The sequence below is a fragment of the Lysinibacillus sp. FSL H8-0500 genome, assembly GCF_038051955.1.
Taxonomy (GTDB): Bacteria; Bacillota; Bacilli; order Bacillales_A; family Planococcaceae; genus Lysinibacillus; species Lysinibacillus macroides.
The window spans coordinates 1,408,485-1,422,894 of sequence record NZ_CP150292.1 but is presented as its reverse complement, the minus strand read 5'-3'; the positions used below and the strand labels follow the sequence as shown (position 1 = coordinate 1,422,894).

The window sequence follows — 14,410 nt, the reverse complement described above, 5'->3', positions numbered from 1 at the left end:
AAAAACAACACTGCATGCATATGCTAGTAGCAGATATGTCTATCTTAACAAATGTTTTGATGATTTTCGATAATAGGAATAATCGTAGCTTTACCAAAATTATTGTATGTAAAATGTTGTCGTGTTTTAAACAATCTCAGTTGGGAACATTACAAATAAGGAACAGCATGTGGAGGTGTTTAGTTTGAAAAAAAAGAAGATGTTTTTATTCTCTGGTATTACAACAACGCTAGCTGCCGCAGCAACCGGGCTGTTCGGCTTTGCGCTTTCCAATAAATTAATGTATATCCAGCAAAAAGACCCTGAATTTATTCGTGAACGTGAAACAACTGCCAAACGCTTTGATGAAGTTTGGTACAACAACAATTTGAAATGCGAGCTCAATATTGATTCGCCGAATGGCTATACAATTCGAGGTATAATGTTTCAGCCTTTACAAACCAATAACACCATTATTATTTGCCATGGTGTCACGGAAAATAAGATTAACTCCGTGAAATATGCACGACTATTTGAACGACTCGGCTATAATTCCGTTATTTTTGACCACCGTCGCCATGGTGAATCTGGCGGCAAAACAACAAGCTATGGTCACTATGAGAAATATGATCTCGATGCTGTTGTGAAAACGGTGAAAGCAATGATTGGTGAGGATGCTATTATAGGTATTCATGGTGAATCAATGGGTGCTGCAACGATGCTGCTTTATGCTGGAACGGTAGAGGATGGTGCTGATTTTTATATTTCTGATTGTGCCTTCTCCGATTTTTCAATGCTACTCAGGCAGATCGTCAAAACCGAATTTAAATATGGCTCCATTATCCCTATTCGCTTTGCTGACTTTTTTGTACGTCTACGGGATGGCTACTCCTTCAAAAGTGTGACACCTGCTGAAGCCGCAGCACATATTCAAAAACCTGTGCTTTTTATCCATAGTATTCCAGACACATTTATTCCAGCATCAATGTCGCTTGATTTATACAATAAAAAAGCAGGACCTAAGAAATTGAAGTTATTTGATACAGGTGAACATGCCCAATCCTTTAATGAAAATATGGATGAATACGAAGATTTAATTCATGATTTTTTAGAAAGTTTTATTTATCAAAAAATCAATCAGGAACCGTCCTCCTCTAATGTCATACCATTCCATTTTTAACACATATAAAAAACTGCACCTCCAATTGTTAGATGGTCTTTAACAATTGGAATGCAGTTTACTCTAGCAATTTTTCGTATTTATTATTCTGCAAAAACAATGTGCCACTCATCACGTTTTGCTAAAAACGCTTGTGCCAATGCCTGCGCCCCTTCTAAGCTATGACTAGCTGCCCAGCCACATTGGACTTCGTTGCAGGCAGGTACGGCTGTTGCCTTTGTAACATCTGTAAACGTCTTTTCTAAGATAGTTAATAAATCCTCATAATCATTATGATTAATAAGTGATACATAGAAGCCTGTTTGACAACCCATTGGACTAAAATCCACAATATTCTCTGAATAATTACGAATAATATCCGCTGATAAATGCTCTAAGGAATGCAGGGCAGGCATTTCCATATACTCCTTATTTGGCTGTTTAAAGCGAATATCATATTTATATACCTCATCGCCATTTTTTCCAGTTTTTACGCCTGCTAAACGCACATATGGAGCCTTTACCTTTGTATGATCTAAATCAAAGCTCTCTACATTTGTTTTTTCTTTCGTCATAGTGGACAACCCCTTTTCACTTACTCTCAATTATTATAACGAGTTTTATTAAAAAAAGCGAAAGGATGTCACATTCTTGCAAAAAGTTACTCTATCTCCTCTTTTTGAACAGTCTATCCATTGATTTTATAATTCTATCCTTCAATTCGAGCATGCTACCCGTCACTTTCACAGTCCTATCCACCGCTTCCATATAAAAAAACTGCCTAGAAAGTGATATCTTTCTAAACAGCTTTTGCATTGTTCCAACTATTTTTGGAATTTATTCATTTGTGCCATCATTTGACGTACTTGTTTTTCAGACGGCGTACGACCCATTTGTGCCATCATCATACGAATCATTTGCTCATTAATAGGTGGGTTTTCTTTTAAATATTTCATCATAGCCTGACGAGCGAAATAGAAACCAAGTGCTGCGCCCGCTGCTAATGCGATAATTACGATAATAATCCAGCCCCATGTAGGCATACAACCAACCTCCTCCACTACAATATACCGAGAAAAAACTCTCCACGCACCATTATACATGAAATAATAGCGTGTTACTATATATTGTAGTGAATTTTCCTAATGCATTGTATACTTCATCGGCTTTAGCCACCCACATTCATTTTCTTGCTTATTAAAAGCAATAAAGCGTTCACTCATTTTGGCAAGCATTTGAAATAAATCTAAATCTAGCATACGCGACCCTTCACAGTATACGCAAATCTTGCGATCAACTAAATAAATCGCCATTTTCCCTTTTATTGGATGTTCTAAAAACAAAGCATTACGAGCCTTCTCTAAATGTGCATATTTGGAATCAAGTTGCTGCTCCAGCATTCGTGCAATCTCATCGAAATACACAGATTCACATATATAAGCAAGCTCTTTTAAGGATTTCTCATTCGCATCTTCACAGCCCTGCATCATCTCTAACAACTTACGCTCTCTGCCAAAAATAAACGTTAAATGCTCTTCTTTTATCTTATATATAGAATAGGTTCTCACCAGAAATCCTCCTTCGCTCAGCTTCTTTTTCAATAGTATAGCTCATTCAATCTTGTTAATTTGTCAAATGGAGGAGGAAGCTATCTTCTATTTTTGTCGAAAAGCTTCTAGTTTCCGTTCTAAAAATTACTTTATGGCAAACGATCAATATTGCTAGAAATAAAGTCATTTTTCTATCCAAAAATAAGCTAAGTTAGCATATTGAACACTCAAAATAGCCTCTTCTCTAGCAGCTTAGAAAGTACTCAGTCTCAAGACCTAGTGCAAAATCAATTTCGAGTCCGTTTTAGATCGTCGTGTAAATCGGTAACATAAAGGTACAAACGAAAGGAGCTAAAACATATGAAAAAATTTCTTTTATTAACTGGAGGCATCATCGCAGCATGTGTGGCACTTGCCTTAATCGGACCACTGGCAGGCTTATTATTCTCTGGATTATTTGTAGCACTTGGGATGCACTTCTATATCGCAAGCAAGTCAACATTCGGCAAAATCTTCTGGTTTACAGTTGGTCTAATCGGTGTCCTATCAGCAGTGTCCAACATTCCAGCAATGATTGGTCTTGCAGCTATCGCTACGATTTACGTGATCTATAAAAAATGGAAGGGCGAAGATGTACAAATCCCTACAATTGAAGGAACAAAAGAAGAAGACCCATTTACAAACTTTGAAAAAGAATGGTCAAACCTAACAAAATAAAAGGAGCGAATTTAAATGAATTTATTTCAACGTTTTAGATATACAGTAGAGGCAGACTTACACCAATTATTTGATAAAAAGGAACAAAAAAATCCGATTGCGATGTTAAATCAATACATTCGCGAAGCAGAAAAACAAACGGAGCAAACAGGTAAATTATTAGAGCGACAAGGGCAATTAAAAGAAAAGCTAGAGCAAGAATATAAGGAGAACGCAACATTACTAGCAAAACGTGAATCGCAATTGGCTTTAGCACAAACTAGTGGCGAACAGGACTTAATTGACTTCGCTACGGATGAAGTAACAGCTTACACAACTCGTAACCATACATTGCAAACGAGCATTGAAGCAAGTACACGAGAATACTTCGAGCTAGAGCGCAAATTCGAAACAATGAAGCATAAAATTAAAGACATGAAAGTACGTCAGTTACAGCTAATGGGCAAAGAAAATGTCACACGCGCCCATCATCAAATGGACGGTATGATTGCCAAAAACAATAAAACAAACTTTGAAGATTTAGAAGCTTATATCGATAAATTAGCTTACCAAATCGATAAAGATCATGAGGTAACAACTTTTGAGGCAAGGCTGGCAGAATTAGAGAAAAAAGCAACAGAAGATAGCTCACCACTGCTAATTGAAAAAAAATAACATGGTATAATATAAAGAAATAAGGGATGCCTCTATTTAGGAGCATCCCATTTCTTTGAAGAAAAATAATCTGTTTTTTCATAGAGAGGGTTTGCACTTCATAGCTATGAAATTTTTAATGTGTCATATTTTACACATAGCTCTTCCTCCATACCCCTCAGTATATTATTTTGTCATGAAGCATTTTTCACTGGCAGCTTATTGGCTTTTAGTAGCTATGCTGCTGTGGGCATCATACTGCCAGTTAATACTGGAAAAAGGAATTTACAAAGATGAAAAATAAAAAGTGGATTCATCATCTGATTAAAATAAGCCTTTATGCTTTAATTTTTCTTATCATACTTATGCTTATTTTATTAAGCTATCGTTTCATCATTCAACAGCAGATCAAACAACAAAGCGCTATCATTATAGAAAATGGCGGTATTAGTGAACTAAAAGAAATACATGTAAATGGAGATAAACAATATATATTAGTGGAAGGACAAGATAAGGAGAAGCCTTTTTGTTTATTTCTACATGGTGGACCAGGGTCACCATTCCCCTATGGCGTAAGCGCTCGAACATTATATCCTGAAATAACCGAGAATTGTGTAGCAGTTTATTATGATCAAAGAGGTTCAGGTAAAAGCTTTAACAAGGAATTATCAATTGATACCATGAATCTTTCTCAATTTACTGAAGATGCTACTATAATAGTTGATTATATTAGAGAACATTATCGACAAGAAAAAATCTTTATCATTGGTCTGTCATTTGGTACGGTGATTGGAACGCAATTAGTGTCTAAATATCCCGAGAAATTCCACGCCTATGTAGGTATTTCTCAAATAACCGATATAACTAAAGGGCACGAACTCGGTTATAGCTGGTTACAAAAAGAAGCTATAACTAACAACGATGAAAAAACGCTCCGTATTTTAGAGGAGTTAGGAAAAGGCCCTTATTTAGCAGAAGAGGAGGATCAATTTAGCGACCTTATCCATCAATATAAAGGCATGAATTATTTTGATGATACAATCGAGAAAGTGAATCTCTTTGGTTTGATAAAAGGCGCCTTCACTTCCCCTGATTACTCTTTACTGGATTTATATAAAGCTTTTATTTCAGGACCACAATTTAGTCTTGTAAAAAGTCAGGAATTAAAAAAAGAAATTATCCTTACTAATTTTTTTGAAACTGTAAAAACTATAGCTATTCCTGTGTATATTATTCATGGAAAATACGATAAACAGGCAAATTATGAATTATCAAAACAATATTACGAGATGTTAGATGCACCAAACGGCAAGGAATTTATTACATTACAACACTCTGCTCACTATCCAAACAAACTCGATTTCACTTTAATAAATGACACATTAAAAAAGATGCTTGAAAAATACTAGAAACTTGTAGAGAAGTTCGGCTTCTCACATCAATTTTTAGAAGGAAGGGTGACACTCTTGCAAAATTTCACAACTAATAAGCTTACATTTTGGGTGCTATGCTTCTTTTTACTCATCTTTGTGGAGCTAACCGTTTTTAATAATGGTGGCGCATTCTGTTTATTGATCGGGGCTGTACTGCTTTATTTAAGCTTTTCTAAAAAAATTCGCTTTTTTAAATGGACAGGAATTTTCTTCATTGTTATTGCTCTGTTCACGATGTGGAGCTTACGTTTATTTATCATTTCAATCCCTTTATATATGCTTTATCAATATTTACAGCGAGAAAATGAACCAAAAGTAGTTGGTGAAGAACTTTTTGAGCCGCTTCCCACAACAAAAAACGATTTAATTGGCACAATGCCTGCACCTACAGAAGCATACAAATGGCAGGACGTGCAAATTCAGCGTCTTGCAGGGGATATTACCATTGATACAACACAAACGATTTTACCGACTGGCACTAGCCTGATTACCATCCGTCAAGGGATTGGCAAAGTACAAGTGTATATTCCTTATGAAATTCCTTTCCGTTTACACTATACAACACTATTTGGGGAGCTGACTTGCTTACATGGAGGACCACAACGTATAGTCAATGAAAGCATTCAGTTCTCTGACGGAAATCCTGAGGATGCGAAGCGTATCCTTGTCATTCATGTGGCAACATGGCTTGGAGATTTGGAGGTGCTACGTAAATGATTGCCTTTATTTCAAGATTATTTACCTTATTTTTCATTTTAATAAGTGCTGCATTCGGCCTACTTGTTGCCATATGGGGAAATCCAGATGAAAAAACATGGGGGCCTTTATGGCAGCAGCATTACGATGATATTCCTTTTGGAGGCATTATCATTCTTAGCCTTTTTGTCCTTAGCTTACTGATTGCAAGCTGGATTAGCATGACAGCTCGTGCACGAGAGGCGCAGGCAACACGTCTTGTAAAGCAATTAATCGAGCCTGATTTTGAGCTTCCCAAGAAGCAAGCTCTTCCCAAGTCATTAAAAAAAGCCATTGCACAAACGAGTGAATTAATTGATACACAGCGTAAAAGTTTACAGCGTCTGTCCAATGAACGGGCGGAAGCAAATGATAAAATTATTCAAGAACGTATTATTGCAGAACGTCAACGTCTAGCTAGAGAGCTGCACGACTCCGTGTCACAGCAATTATTCGCAGCCTCCATGTTGCTTTCTGCTTTGACTGAAAATGACGAGAATGCTGCTAGCTTAAAGCAGGTGGAAAAAATAGTACAACAGGCACAGCTAGAGATGCGTGCTTTATTGCTTCATCTACGTCCTGTAGCTCTACACAATAAAACACTAGCACAAGGCTTAGAGGAACTCATTATTGAGCTTCAGCAAAAAGTCTATTTTCATATTGACTATGAGCTAGAGGAAATGGCATTAACAAAGGCAGAGGAAGATCATTTATTCCGTATTGCACAGGAGGCCCTCTCCAATACACTCCGTCATGCCAAAGCAAGCGAAGTCGAATTACTGCTTGTGGCTCGTGATGATTTAGCCATTTTACGAATTCAAGATAATGGCTTAGGCTTTGATGTGGAGGCAGATAAATCAACTTCCTATGGCTTGCAGAATATAGCGGAACGGGCAGTTGAAATTGGCTGCACCTATAAAATTGTCTCCGTGCCTGATGAAGGAACGATTGTGGAGGTTAAAATTCCACTACAGAAGGAGGAAGAGCATGACGATTCAAGTGCTAATAGCGGATGATCATGAAATGGTACGGATTGGTGTAGCAGCTTATCTTTCAGCACAGCCAGATATTACCGTTGTAGGTGAGGCTGAGAACGGTAAAGAGGCTGTTGAACATGCCCTTGCGCTAAGGCCTGATATTATTTTAATGGATAATGTGATGCCTATTATGACAGGAGCTGAGGCAACAGCCGAAATTTTAGCGGCATGGCCTGAGGCGAAAATTATGATGGTCACTAGTTTTTTAGATGATGATAAAGTCTACCCCGCCCTAGAAGCTGGTGCAGTAAGCTATATTTTAAAAACATCGAATGCGAAACAAATTGCTGATGCTATCCGTAAAACAATGGGTGGTGAAACGGTATTAGAGCCAGAGGTCACTTCCAAAATGATGCACCGTATGCGCCATGGCAATAATACGCCCCTTTACGAGCAACTGACAGACCGTGAAATGGAAGTATTATTGCTCATGGCACAGGGCAAAGCCAATCAGGAAATTGCTGACGAGCTATATATTGCATTAAAAACGGTAAAAACACATGTTAGCAATATTTTAGCAAAGCTAGAAGTGCAAGATCGTACACAAGCGGTTGTCTATGCCTTTCAAAATGGGCTAGCGAAATAACAATCTATCCATTACGTTGCCACAGGACGTGGCATTCTTAGATGGAGCTCCTTTCTAGTCAGTAGGCATCCTGTCACCTGCTGAACCAAGATAAAAAAACTGCATGTTTAATATGCAGTTTTTTTATCTGTGCGATTTAGGAAGGCGATTAATTATTTAGAAAATCTACTTATTTCCTAAGATAGCAAGCACTCTTTAGCAAGTAGCTTAATTTTCTACTTTAAAGAAATTTATTAGCGCCTCTACACTATTCACCATATATGTAGGCTTTTCATTGTTTAATTCCTCTTGTGTGCCATAGCCGTAGGTCACAGCAATCGAATCTATTTGATGAGCATGTGCCCCAATGATATCGTATTTGCGATCACCAATCATTATAAATTGCTCTCTTGGATACATAGCAAAATGCTGGAGCACCTCTGCAATAATTTCACTTTTAACAGAACGTGAGCCATCTAAATGGCTACCTACTACGAGATCAAAAAACGAAGCGATCTGAAAGTATGTTAAAATTTGTTCAGCAAATACAGTTGGCTTGGATGTTGCAATCGCTAAGTGATAGTCCTGTTGCTTTAAAGTGGCTAGCAGAGCTGGAATATGCTCATATAGCTTATTTTCAAACATCCCTTTTTCTGTGAATCGTTCTCTGTAGTGATAAATGGCTTGCTTAATCTCTACACCATTTAAGTCATAAATGTCACGGAAGGATACTTGTAAGGGTGGTCCAATAAAGCTTTCTAGCTCATCTAAATCACTTACTTCTATCCCTGTCTTTTGTAATGCATATTGTACTGATTTTGTTATCCCTACCTTTGGATCAGATAATGTACCATCTAAATCAAATAATATAACATGATAATTCTTCATACACTCACCTTTCTTTATACCTCAGAACCTTTTTGTATTCTATACGTTAGACTCTGTAAAAGGAGGTCTTTTATGGATAGTCGTTTCACTTATCACCATTTTATAAAAAATAATTCGTTTGCCTTACTTGATCCTGTTTTTATGGTACTTCTACTGTTCTCCATGATCATCCTCGTTATGGTCTTGATTAAAAAAGTACCGATTTGGTTATGTGCCCTTTTTGCCAGCTTAACCATTATTGTCGCTGCTCAACTACTTTGGTTCTCTGGTATTATTGCTGATGAACTAGGTATTGGTGGCAGTGCCAGAAGCTTCAGCCTTTTTATCGGCATATTTATTATTCAATGCTTTGCTTTATGGATCGCTATAAAGAAAAATCCTAAAAAAGTACCGCAACGCTCGGCTAATTTTTAAGGCTGCCAAGTGTTGCGGTATTTGCATATAGATTATAGAGCTTTCACTTTTGCTACTACATTTTTTACAGTGAAGCCATATTTTTCGATCACTAATTCACCTGGAGCTGATGCACCGAACTTGTCAATTGCAAGAACATCACCTTCAAAGCCAGTATATTTATGCCAGCCGAATGATGCGCCCATTTCAATTGCAAGACGTTTTGTTACAGCTTTTGGTAGAACAGATTCTTTGTAAGCTGCATCTTGTTTTTCAAAGCGGTCCATAGATGGCATGGACACAACTGCTACATCCACACCCTCTGTTTTTAAAGCTTTTTGTGCTTCGACAGCCAGTGAAACCTCAGATCCTGTTGCAATTAAGATAGCATCTGCTACTTCCTTTGTAGCTGGAGATACTGTGTAAGCACCCTTCGCCACGCCCTCACGTACTGTTTCAATAGAAGCGTCAAGAACAGGTAGGTTTTGACGAGATAATACTAAAACGGTTGGTGTTTTTTCTGATGCTACTGCAAGCTCCCATGCAACTGCTGATTCATTTGCATCTGCTGGACGGATAACAGATAGGTTTGGCATTGCACGTAATGATGCAAGGTGTTCGATTGGTTCATGTGTTGGACCATCTTCCCCTACTGCAATCGAATCATGTGTGAATACATATGTTACAGGAAGACCCATTAATGCAGAAAGACGAATTGCTGGACGAACGTAATCAGAGAATACGAAGAATGTACCACCAAATACATTTAAACCACCGTGAAGAGCCATACCGTTCATAGCAGCACCCATCGCAAATTCACGAACACCGAACCAGATGTTGCGACCAGCATAGTCGTCTGCTGAGAAATCTCCTGCACCCTTCATCGTTGTTTTATTGGAGCCAGCAAGGTCAGCTGAACCACCAAAGAATGAAGGTGTTTTCTTCGCAATAGCATTAATTGCATCGCCTGAAGAAGAACGAGTTGCTACAGATTTACCTGCTTCATATACTGGTAACTCAGAAGCAAAGTCCTCTGGTAATTCACCATTCATCGCTTTCTCGAATTGAGCGGCTAATTCTGGGAATTCTTCTTTGTATGCAGCAAATTTAGCATTCCAAGCTTCCTCTGGCTGTGCGCCTTGCACTTCAGCAGCCGCATTAAATGTATCGTAAACTTCTGCAGGAATTTGGAATGGTTCATGTGCCCATTCATAAGCAGCTTTCGTTAAGACAACTTCATCTGTACCAAGTGGGGCACCGTGTGAATCTGCTTTACCAGATTTATTTGGAGAACCAAAACCAATCACTGTTTTCACTTCAATTAATGTTGGTTTGCCAGTAGATTTTTTCGCTTCTTCAATGGCTACATTAATAGCATCTACATCTGTACCATCTGCCACTTTTAAGTAATTCCAGCCATAAGATTCAAAGCGTTTTTGCACGTTTTCTGAGAATGACTTTTCTAAGTCACCATCTAAAGAAATATCATTAGAATCGTAAAGCACGATTAATTTTTCAAGTTTTAAGTGACCGGCTAATGAAATCGCCTCAGCCGCTACACCTTCCATTAAGTCACCATCACCACATAGTGCAAATGTGTAGTGATCAACGATATCATGATCTGGTTTATTGTAAGTAGCTGCTAAATGACGCTCAGCCATTGCCATACCAACAGTCATCGCAATTCCTTGTCCTAGAGGACCAGTTGTTGCCTCAACACCTACCGTATGACCATATTCAGGATGTCCTGGCGTTAATGAGTCCCATTGGCGGAAGCTTTGAATTTCCTCCATTGGTAAACCATAGCCTCCAAGGTGAAGTAAGCTGTATAAAAGCATGGAACCATGACCTGCTGATAGTACAAAACGATCACGGTTAAACCATTTTGGATTGGCTGGATTATGGCGTAATTGTTTTGTCCATAGCGTATAAGCCATTGGCGCTGCCCCCATAGGTAAACCTGGGTGACCAGAATTTGCTTTTTCAATAGCATCAATTGATAAAGTTCGGATAGCATTAATTGCTACTTGATCCGCATGTTGAGTCATTATGTTGTGACATCCTTTCTCATCCTATATCTTATTCTTCTACAGTTTAGTCAACATTGTCTTAGAAAACAATGCTTTTGTTAGATGATTTGTATTTTTAAGCATACATTTATCAAATATGTCACATTAATTTAGAAACTTATTTTTCTTCGCTTGTTTTACCTTTTCTGGCGTTACATCATTACCTTCTACGTCCACTACTTTGACGTTTTCAATCGTATGACGCATCGTTGCTCGAAACGTATCTAAATATTCCTTGCGAAGTGCTGTTTGCTCCCTAGCCTCTGCCTCTGTTAATTGACCACTTTTGGCTTTAGCAGAAAGTTCATTAATACGGTTAAGTTTTTCCTTTGATAACATGATTACACACCTTTCAGTACCTAGCTTAATAACCTTAGTATGCAAAGTATAGCATGGTTTCCCTTAAAATGCAGTTATACCAGCCTTTAATCATTCTTTTACTATGGTACTGCTTCAGTCAACCTACACTATAAAATGTTATTGGTAGTAGACAGAGTGATCAGCTAGAGGAGCGGGTGTAACCATAAAAAATGCGCTTAAGTTATGCTTTGCTGAACATCAGGAGCAATATCATGAGTAATATACTTGATAAATGTCTAACCTATTGGACATTTATCGAGAAATTTTATATACTAAATGTCTAATACTTTGGACAAAACGGAGGGATATAGGTGAAAAATATTATGAAAATCCTAAGAACAAAATTAGGGTTAACACAGGCCGATCTTGCACAGCAATGTGGTGTTGTTAGGCAAACCATTAACTGTATAGAAAATGATAAGTATGACCCGACTCTTGAATTAGCCTTTAAAATTGCTAAAGTATTAAATAGTCGGATTGATGAGGTATTTATTTATGACTAAATTTCCTTCAGCCTATACGATTACAATGAAGGATTTCGTGAAAGAGGACTCCCCTTTACTACGCAAAAAAACAACTGAGGTGACGATACCTGTTACAAAAGAGGATCAAGATACTTTATTATCTATGCTACAGTACTTAAAAAATAGCCAAGATCCCATATTAGCGAAAAAGTATAAATTACGACCAGGAAGTGGACTATCTGCGAATCAAATCGGACTGGATAAACGAATGTTTGCTGTACTTTTTAATGACCATGAGCAAACGCAGGAAATGATGCTTATCAATCCTAAAATTATGAGTCATTCATTGAATATGATCTACTTACCTGAAGGAGAAGGCTGTCTTTCTGTCAATCGACCTGTTCATGGCTTTGTACCGCGCTACGAGCGAATTAAAGTAAAAGCTTATGATATACACGGACAAGAATTTATTGTGTCGTTAACAGGTTATGGTGCGATTGTTGTCCAACATGAAATAGATCATTTAAATGGTATTATGTTTTATGACAGAATCAATAAAGAAAACCCATTTAAGCTACCAGATAATGTAATAATTGAAAGCTTATACTAAAAAGGATTAGCAGGCTTATTATTTGCCTGCTAACCCTTCTTGATGTTCTCTGAAGCGACGATGAACTGTGGCTTTACTCACCTCAAAGCCTAGTCCTTTAAGCGTTATGGAAATTTCCTCAAAGGTAAAACCTCGCTTACGTAGGTTGACAATTTCCTCTACAGGCAATTCCTTGCGCTCCTGCCCATATGGATTGCCACGATTTGATAAATTATTCTCAGGACGATAGCCATTTTCCACGGCTCGTCGCATCCCACGACGGATTTTAGCATTATGGATTCTACGCTGATACTCCTCTACAATAGCTAAAATCTCAAGCAGCATTGTATCCATTTCATTTAATTGAACGGGTCCTGCATCATGCATGGAAAACACATCAGTTGCTGATTTTTGCAATAAATGCAGTACCGCCATTCTCGCATTTCCACGACCTAAACGTGTTTCATCTTGTACAAAAAGGGCACTCACATTTTTTTCTTTAATGAAATCAAGCATTTCAAGCAAGCCTTCTCGTTCTACATCATAGCCACTATGCTTGTCCTTAAAAACGCCCTTCACTTCATAGCCCTGCTCTTTGGCATAGCGTTGCAGTTCTTCCTGCTGACGCTCTAAGGAGGAGCTTTGTGTCTCTTTTTCAGTGCTCACACGACAATAGACAACGGCTGTTAGTTGATTATTTCTCATTGTTCACTTCTCGCAATTTCAATGATTTTGATGGGATTGGCTTGATCACCCAATACAGGTATGACTAATGATTTTCCTGCTACAATTTTAATATCTGTTAACTCATTCTCCATTTTAACAAGCTTAATCCAATCATCTGAACTCATTTTACCACGATATTGCTCTGCTAACGACCATAAGCTATCTCCATGCTCAATTTGAATTTTTGTGTAACTTATATCTCCTGGATCAGTCATGTAAAGGTATGCTGCAAACAGTAAACAAGCTCCTGCTAAAATTGAGATATGCGTATTCTTCTTTAACCAAGTCATCATCATAACCCCTTTTCCAGAATGTTTGTTCGGAATATACGTTCTATAATAAAACGAACAAACGTTTTTGTCAAACACTTTTCGAACCTATGTTTGCATACATGTTCGCATTCTGTTATACTATCAAATAAGAAGAATGATATTAAAAAAAAGAGGTGAGCAAATATGAAAAAAGTGACAAAAAGACAAGAGGATATTCTAGCTTTTATTAAGGAAGAGGTGCGCACGAAAGGCTATCCGCCATCAGTACGTGAAATTGGAGAAGCAGTTGGACTTGCTTCAAGCTCAACCGTTCACGGTCATTTAGCTCGGTTAGAACAAAAAGGTCTTATTCGCCGAGATCCAACGAAGCCACGTGCCATTGAAATTTTAGAGCCAGAGGATGCGATTCAAAAGCAAAATGTTATTCATGTCCCGCTTGTCGGGAAAGTAACGGCTGGTTCTCCTATTACGGCGATTGAAAACATCGAAGAGTACTTCCCGCTACCAGATGCCTATGGGACAAGTGAGGACCAATTATTTATGTTAGAGATTATGGGTGAATCCATGATCGAAGCAGGTATTTTTGACGGGGACTTAGTTATTGTCAAGCAAAAGTCCACTGCTGATAATGGAGATATTGTTGTGGCGATGACGGCTGAGGATGAAGCGACTGTAAAGCGTTTCTTTAAGGAAAAAAATCATTTCCGTTTACAGCCTGAAAATGCAACAATGGAGCCAATTATCGTTGATCAGGTTTCCATTTTAGGACAGGTTGTAGGCCTTTATCGCCGCGTTCATTAATGCTTTATAAAAGTAAGCTTTGAGGATTATGCATTTCTTT

At 37.9% G+C, this 14,410-nt stretch carries 20 protein-coding genes; 12 read left to right on the top strand and 8 right to left on the bottom strand.

Annotated features, from left to right (window positions below; translation table 11 throughout):
• Nucleotides 1-184 precede the first annotated feature (184 nt).
• Nucleotides 185-1,159, top strand: coding sequence for an alpha/beta hydrolase (locus MHB44_RS06615; protein WP_341302060.1), 975 nt, complete (start codon nucleotides 185-187; stop codon nucleotides 1,157-1,159).
• 83 nt (nucleotides 1,160-1,242) lie between these two features.
• On the opposite strand, the gene MHB44_RS06610 is transcribed toward MHB44_RS06615, so the two are convergent.
• The 3 genes from MHB44_RS06610 to sirA form a co-directional block, all read right to left on the bottom strand.
• A complete protein-coding gene (locus MHB44_RS06610) occupies nucleotides 1,243-1,713 on the bottom strand; it encodes an S-ribosylhomocysteine lyase (protein WP_341302059.1) in 471 nt (156 codons plus the stop codon).
• A gap of 249 nt (nucleotides 1,714-1,962) precedes the next feature.
• Nucleotides 1,963-2,181, bottom strand: coding sequence for a YneF family protein (locus tag MHB44_RS06605; protein ID WP_004232154.1), 219 nt, complete (start codon nucleotides 2,179-2,181; stop codon nucleotides 1,963-1,965).
• A 99-nt stretch (nucleotides 2,182-2,280) separates the two neighbouring features.
• A complete protein-coding gene (sirA, locus tag MHB44_RS06600) occupies nucleotides 2,281-2,706 on the bottom strand; it encodes a sporulation inhibitor of replication protein SirA (protein WP_053994104.1) in 426 nt (141 codons plus the stop codon).
• A gap of 342 nt (nucleotides 2,707-3,048) precedes the next feature.
• On the opposite strand from sirA, the gene MHB44_RS06595 reads away from it, so the two are divergent.
• From MHB44_RS06595 to MHB44_RS06565, 7 genes are read left to right on the top strand one after another with little or no spacing between them, the layout of a single operon-like run.
• A complete protein-coding gene (locus MHB44_RS06595) occupies nucleotides 3,049-3,405 on the top strand; it encodes an ABC transporter permease (RefSeq protein WP_341302058.1) in 357 nt (118 codons plus the stop codon).
• A gap of 15 nt (nucleotides 3,406-3,420) precedes the next feature.
• A complete protein-coding gene (locus MHB44_RS06590) occupies nucleotides 3,421-4,059 on the top strand; it encodes a PspA/IM30 family protein (protein WP_341302057.1) in 639 nt (212 codons plus the stop codon).
• A 55-nt stretch (nucleotides 4,060-4,114) separates the two neighbouring features.
• Nucleotides 4,115-4,342 carry a hypothetical protein gene (locus MHB44_RS06585; RefSeq protein WP_341302056.1) on the top strand — a complete coding sequence of 76 codons (228 nt, stop codon included), beginning with the start codon at nucleotides 4,115-4,117 and terminating at the stop codon, nucleotides 4,340-4,342.
• Nucleotides 4,332-5,447, top strand: a complete 1,116-nt coding sequence (locus MHB44_RS06580) for an alpha/beta hydrolase (protein ID WP_341302055.1) — start codon at nucleotides 4,332-4,334, stop codon at nucleotides 5,445-5,447. The genes MHB44_RS06585 and MHB44_RS06580 overlap by 11 nt, the downstream gene beginning before the upstream one ends.
• A gap of 57 nt (nucleotides 5,448-5,504) precedes the next feature.
• Complete coding sequence (liaF, locus tag MHB44_RS06575; protein WP_341302054.1) at nucleotides 5,505-6,188, top strand: cell wall-active antibiotics response protein LiaF; 684 nt, start codon at nucleotides 5,505-5,507, stop codon at nucleotides 6,186-6,188.
• Nucleotides 6,185-7,222: a sensor histidine kinase gene (locus MHB44_RS06570; protein ID WP_341302053.1), complete on the top strand. Its 1,038-nt coding sequence runs from the start codon at nucleotides 6,185-6,187 to the stop codon at nucleotides 7,220-7,222. The genes liaF and MHB44_RS06570 overlap by 4 nt, the downstream gene beginning before the upstream one ends.
• Nucleotides 7,194-7,829, top strand: coding sequence for a response regulator transcription factor (locus tag MHB44_RS06565; protein ID WP_341302052.1), 636 nt, complete (start codon nucleotides 7,194-7,196; stop codon nucleotides 7,827-7,829). Before MHB44_RS06570 ends, MHB44_RS06565 begins: the two co-directional genes overlap by 29 nt.
• A 207-nt stretch (nucleotides 7,830-8,036) precedes the next feature.
• Here the strand turns inward: MHB44_RS06565 and MHB44_RS06560 are convergent, their stop codons facing one another.
• The gene (locus tag MHB44_RS06560; RefSeq protein WP_341302051.1) at nucleotides 8,037-8,696 is read right to left on the bottom strand and encodes an HAD family hydrolase; all 660 of its coding nucleotides are present in this window, start codon (nucleotides 8,694-8,696) and stop codon (nucleotides 8,037-8,039) included.
• A gap of 72 nt (nucleotides 8,697-8,768) precedes the next feature.
• Between MHB44_RS06560 and MHB44_RS06555 the strand changes: the two genes are divergently transcribed.
• Complete coding sequence (locus MHB44_RS06555; protein WP_341302050.1) at nucleotides 8,769-9,110, top strand: hypothetical protein; 342 nt, start codon at nucleotides 8,769-8,771, stop codon at nucleotides 9,108-9,110.
• Nucleotides 9,111-9,142: 32 nt separating this feature from the next.
• Here MHB44_RS06555 and tkt read toward each other — a convergent pair whose 3' ends face one another.
• On the bottom strand, nucleotides 9,143-11,137 hold the full coding sequence (gene tkt, locus MHB44_RS06550; protein WP_341302049.1) for a transketolase: 1,995 nt from the start codon (nucleotides 11,135-11,137) through the stop codon (nucleotides 9,143-9,145).
• Nucleotides 11,138-11,263: 126 nt separating this feature from the next.
• The gene (locus tag MHB44_RS06545; RefSeq protein WP_053994063.1) at nucleotides 11,264-11,497 is read right to left on the bottom strand and encodes a DUF896 domain-containing protein; all 234 of its coding nucleotides are present in this window, start codon (nucleotides 11,495-11,497) and stop codon (nucleotides 11,264-11,266) included.
• A gap of 332 nt (nucleotides 11,498-11,829) precedes the next feature.
• Between MHB44_RS06545 and MHB44_RS06540 the strand changes: the two genes are divergently transcribed.
• Both MHB44_RS06540 and def read left to right on the top strand, forming a co-directional pair.
• A complete protein-coding gene (locus tag MHB44_RS06540; protein ID WP_341302048.1) occupies nucleotides 11,830-12,021 on the top strand; it encodes a helix-turn-helix transcriptional regulator in 192 nt (63 codons plus the stop codon).
• Complete coding sequence (gene def / locus MHB44_RS06535) at nucleotides 12,014-12,592, top strand: peptide deformylase (protein ID WP_341302047.1); 579 nt, start codon at nucleotides 12,014-12,016, stop codon at nucleotides 12,590-12,592. The genes MHB44_RS06540 and def overlap by 8 nt, the downstream gene beginning before the upstream one ends.
• An 18-nt stretch (nucleotides 12,593-12,610) precedes the next feature.
• On the opposite strand, the gene MHB44_RS06530 is transcribed toward def, so the two are convergent.
• On the bottom strand, nucleotides 12,611-13,276 hold the full coding sequence (locus MHB44_RS06530) for a recombinase family protein (RefSeq protein ID WP_341302046.1): 666 nt from the start codon (nucleotides 13,274-13,276) through the stop codon (nucleotides 12,611-12,613).
• Complete coding sequence (locus MHB44_RS06525; protein WP_341302045.1) at nucleotides 13,273-13,593, bottom strand: LysM peptidoglycan-binding domain-containing protein; 321 nt, start codon at nucleotides 13,591-13,593, stop codon at nucleotides 13,273-13,275. Before MHB44_RS06525 ends, MHB44_RS06530 begins: the two co-directional genes overlap by 4 nt.
• 159 nt (nucleotides 13,594-13,752) lie before the next feature.
• On the opposite strand from MHB44_RS06525, the gene lexA reads away from it, so the two are divergent.
• Complete coding sequence (lexA, locus tag MHB44_RS06520) at nucleotides 13,753-14,370, top strand: transcriptional repressor LexA (protein WP_053994058.1); 618 nt, start codon at nucleotides 13,753-13,755, stop codon at nucleotides 14,368-14,370.
• Nucleotides 14,371-14,410: the final 40 nt, after the last annotated feature.

Bases quoted from the DNA above. Each gene is read 5' to 3' on its own strand.
- MHB44_RS06530 (WP_341302046.1), bottom strand. From the start codon at position 13,276: ATGAGAAATAATCAACTAACAGCCGTTGTCTATTGTCGTGTGAGCACT.
- MHB44_RS06580 (WP_341302055.1), top strand. From the start codon at position 4,332: ATGAAAAATAAAAAGTGGATTCATCATCTGATTAAAATAAGCCTTTAT.
- MHB44_RS06570 (WP_341302053.1), top strand. From the start codon at position 6,185: ATGATTGCCTTTATTTCAAGATTATTTACCTTATTTTTCATTTTAATA.
- MHB44_RS06595 (WP_341302058.1), top strand. From the start codon at position 3,049: ATGAAAAAATTTCTTTTATTAACTGGAGGCATCATCGCAGCATGTGTG.
- def (WP_341302047.1), top strand. From the start codon at position 12,014: ATGACTAAATTTCCTTCAGCCTATACGATTACAATGAAGGATTTCGTG.
- lexA (WP_053994058.1), top strand. From the start codon at position 13,753: ATGAAAAAAGTGACAAAAAGACAAGAGGATATTCTAGCTTTTATTAAG.
- MHB44_RS06565 (WP_341302052.1), top strand. From the start codon at position 7,194: ATGACGATTCAAGTGCTAATAGCGGATGATCATGAAATGGTACGGATT.
- MHB44_RS06525 (WP_341302045.1), bottom strand. From the start codon at position 13,593: ATGATGATGACTTGGTTAAAGAAGAATACGCATATCTCAATTTTAGCA.
- MHB44_RS06610 (WP_341302059.1), bottom strand. From the start codon at position 1,713: ATGACGAAAGAAAAAACAAATGTAGAGAGCTTTGATTTAGATCATACA.
- MHB44_RS06590 (WP_341302057.1), top strand. From the start codon at position 3,421: ATGAATTTATTTCAACGTTTTAGATATACAGTAGAGGCAGACTTACAC.
- MHB44_RS06555 (WP_341302050.1), top strand. From the start codon at position 8,769: ATGGATAGTCGTTTCACTTATCACCATTTTATAAAAAATAATTCGTTT.
- MHB44_RS06605 (WP_004232154.1), bottom strand. From the start codon at position 2,181: ATGCCTACATGGGGCTGGATTATTATCGTAATTATCGCATTAGCAGCG.
- MHB44_RS06560 (WP_341302051.1), bottom strand. From the start codon at position 8,696: ATGAAGAATTATCATGTTATATTATTTGATTTAGATGGTACATTATCT.
- tkt (WP_341302049.1), bottom strand. From the start codon at position 11,137: ATGACTCAACATGCGGATCAAGTAGCAATTAATGCTATCCGAACTTTA.
- MHB44_RS06545 (WP_053994063.1), bottom strand. From the start codon at position 11,497: ATGTTATCAAAGGAAAAACTTAACCGTATTAATGAACTTTCTGCTAAA.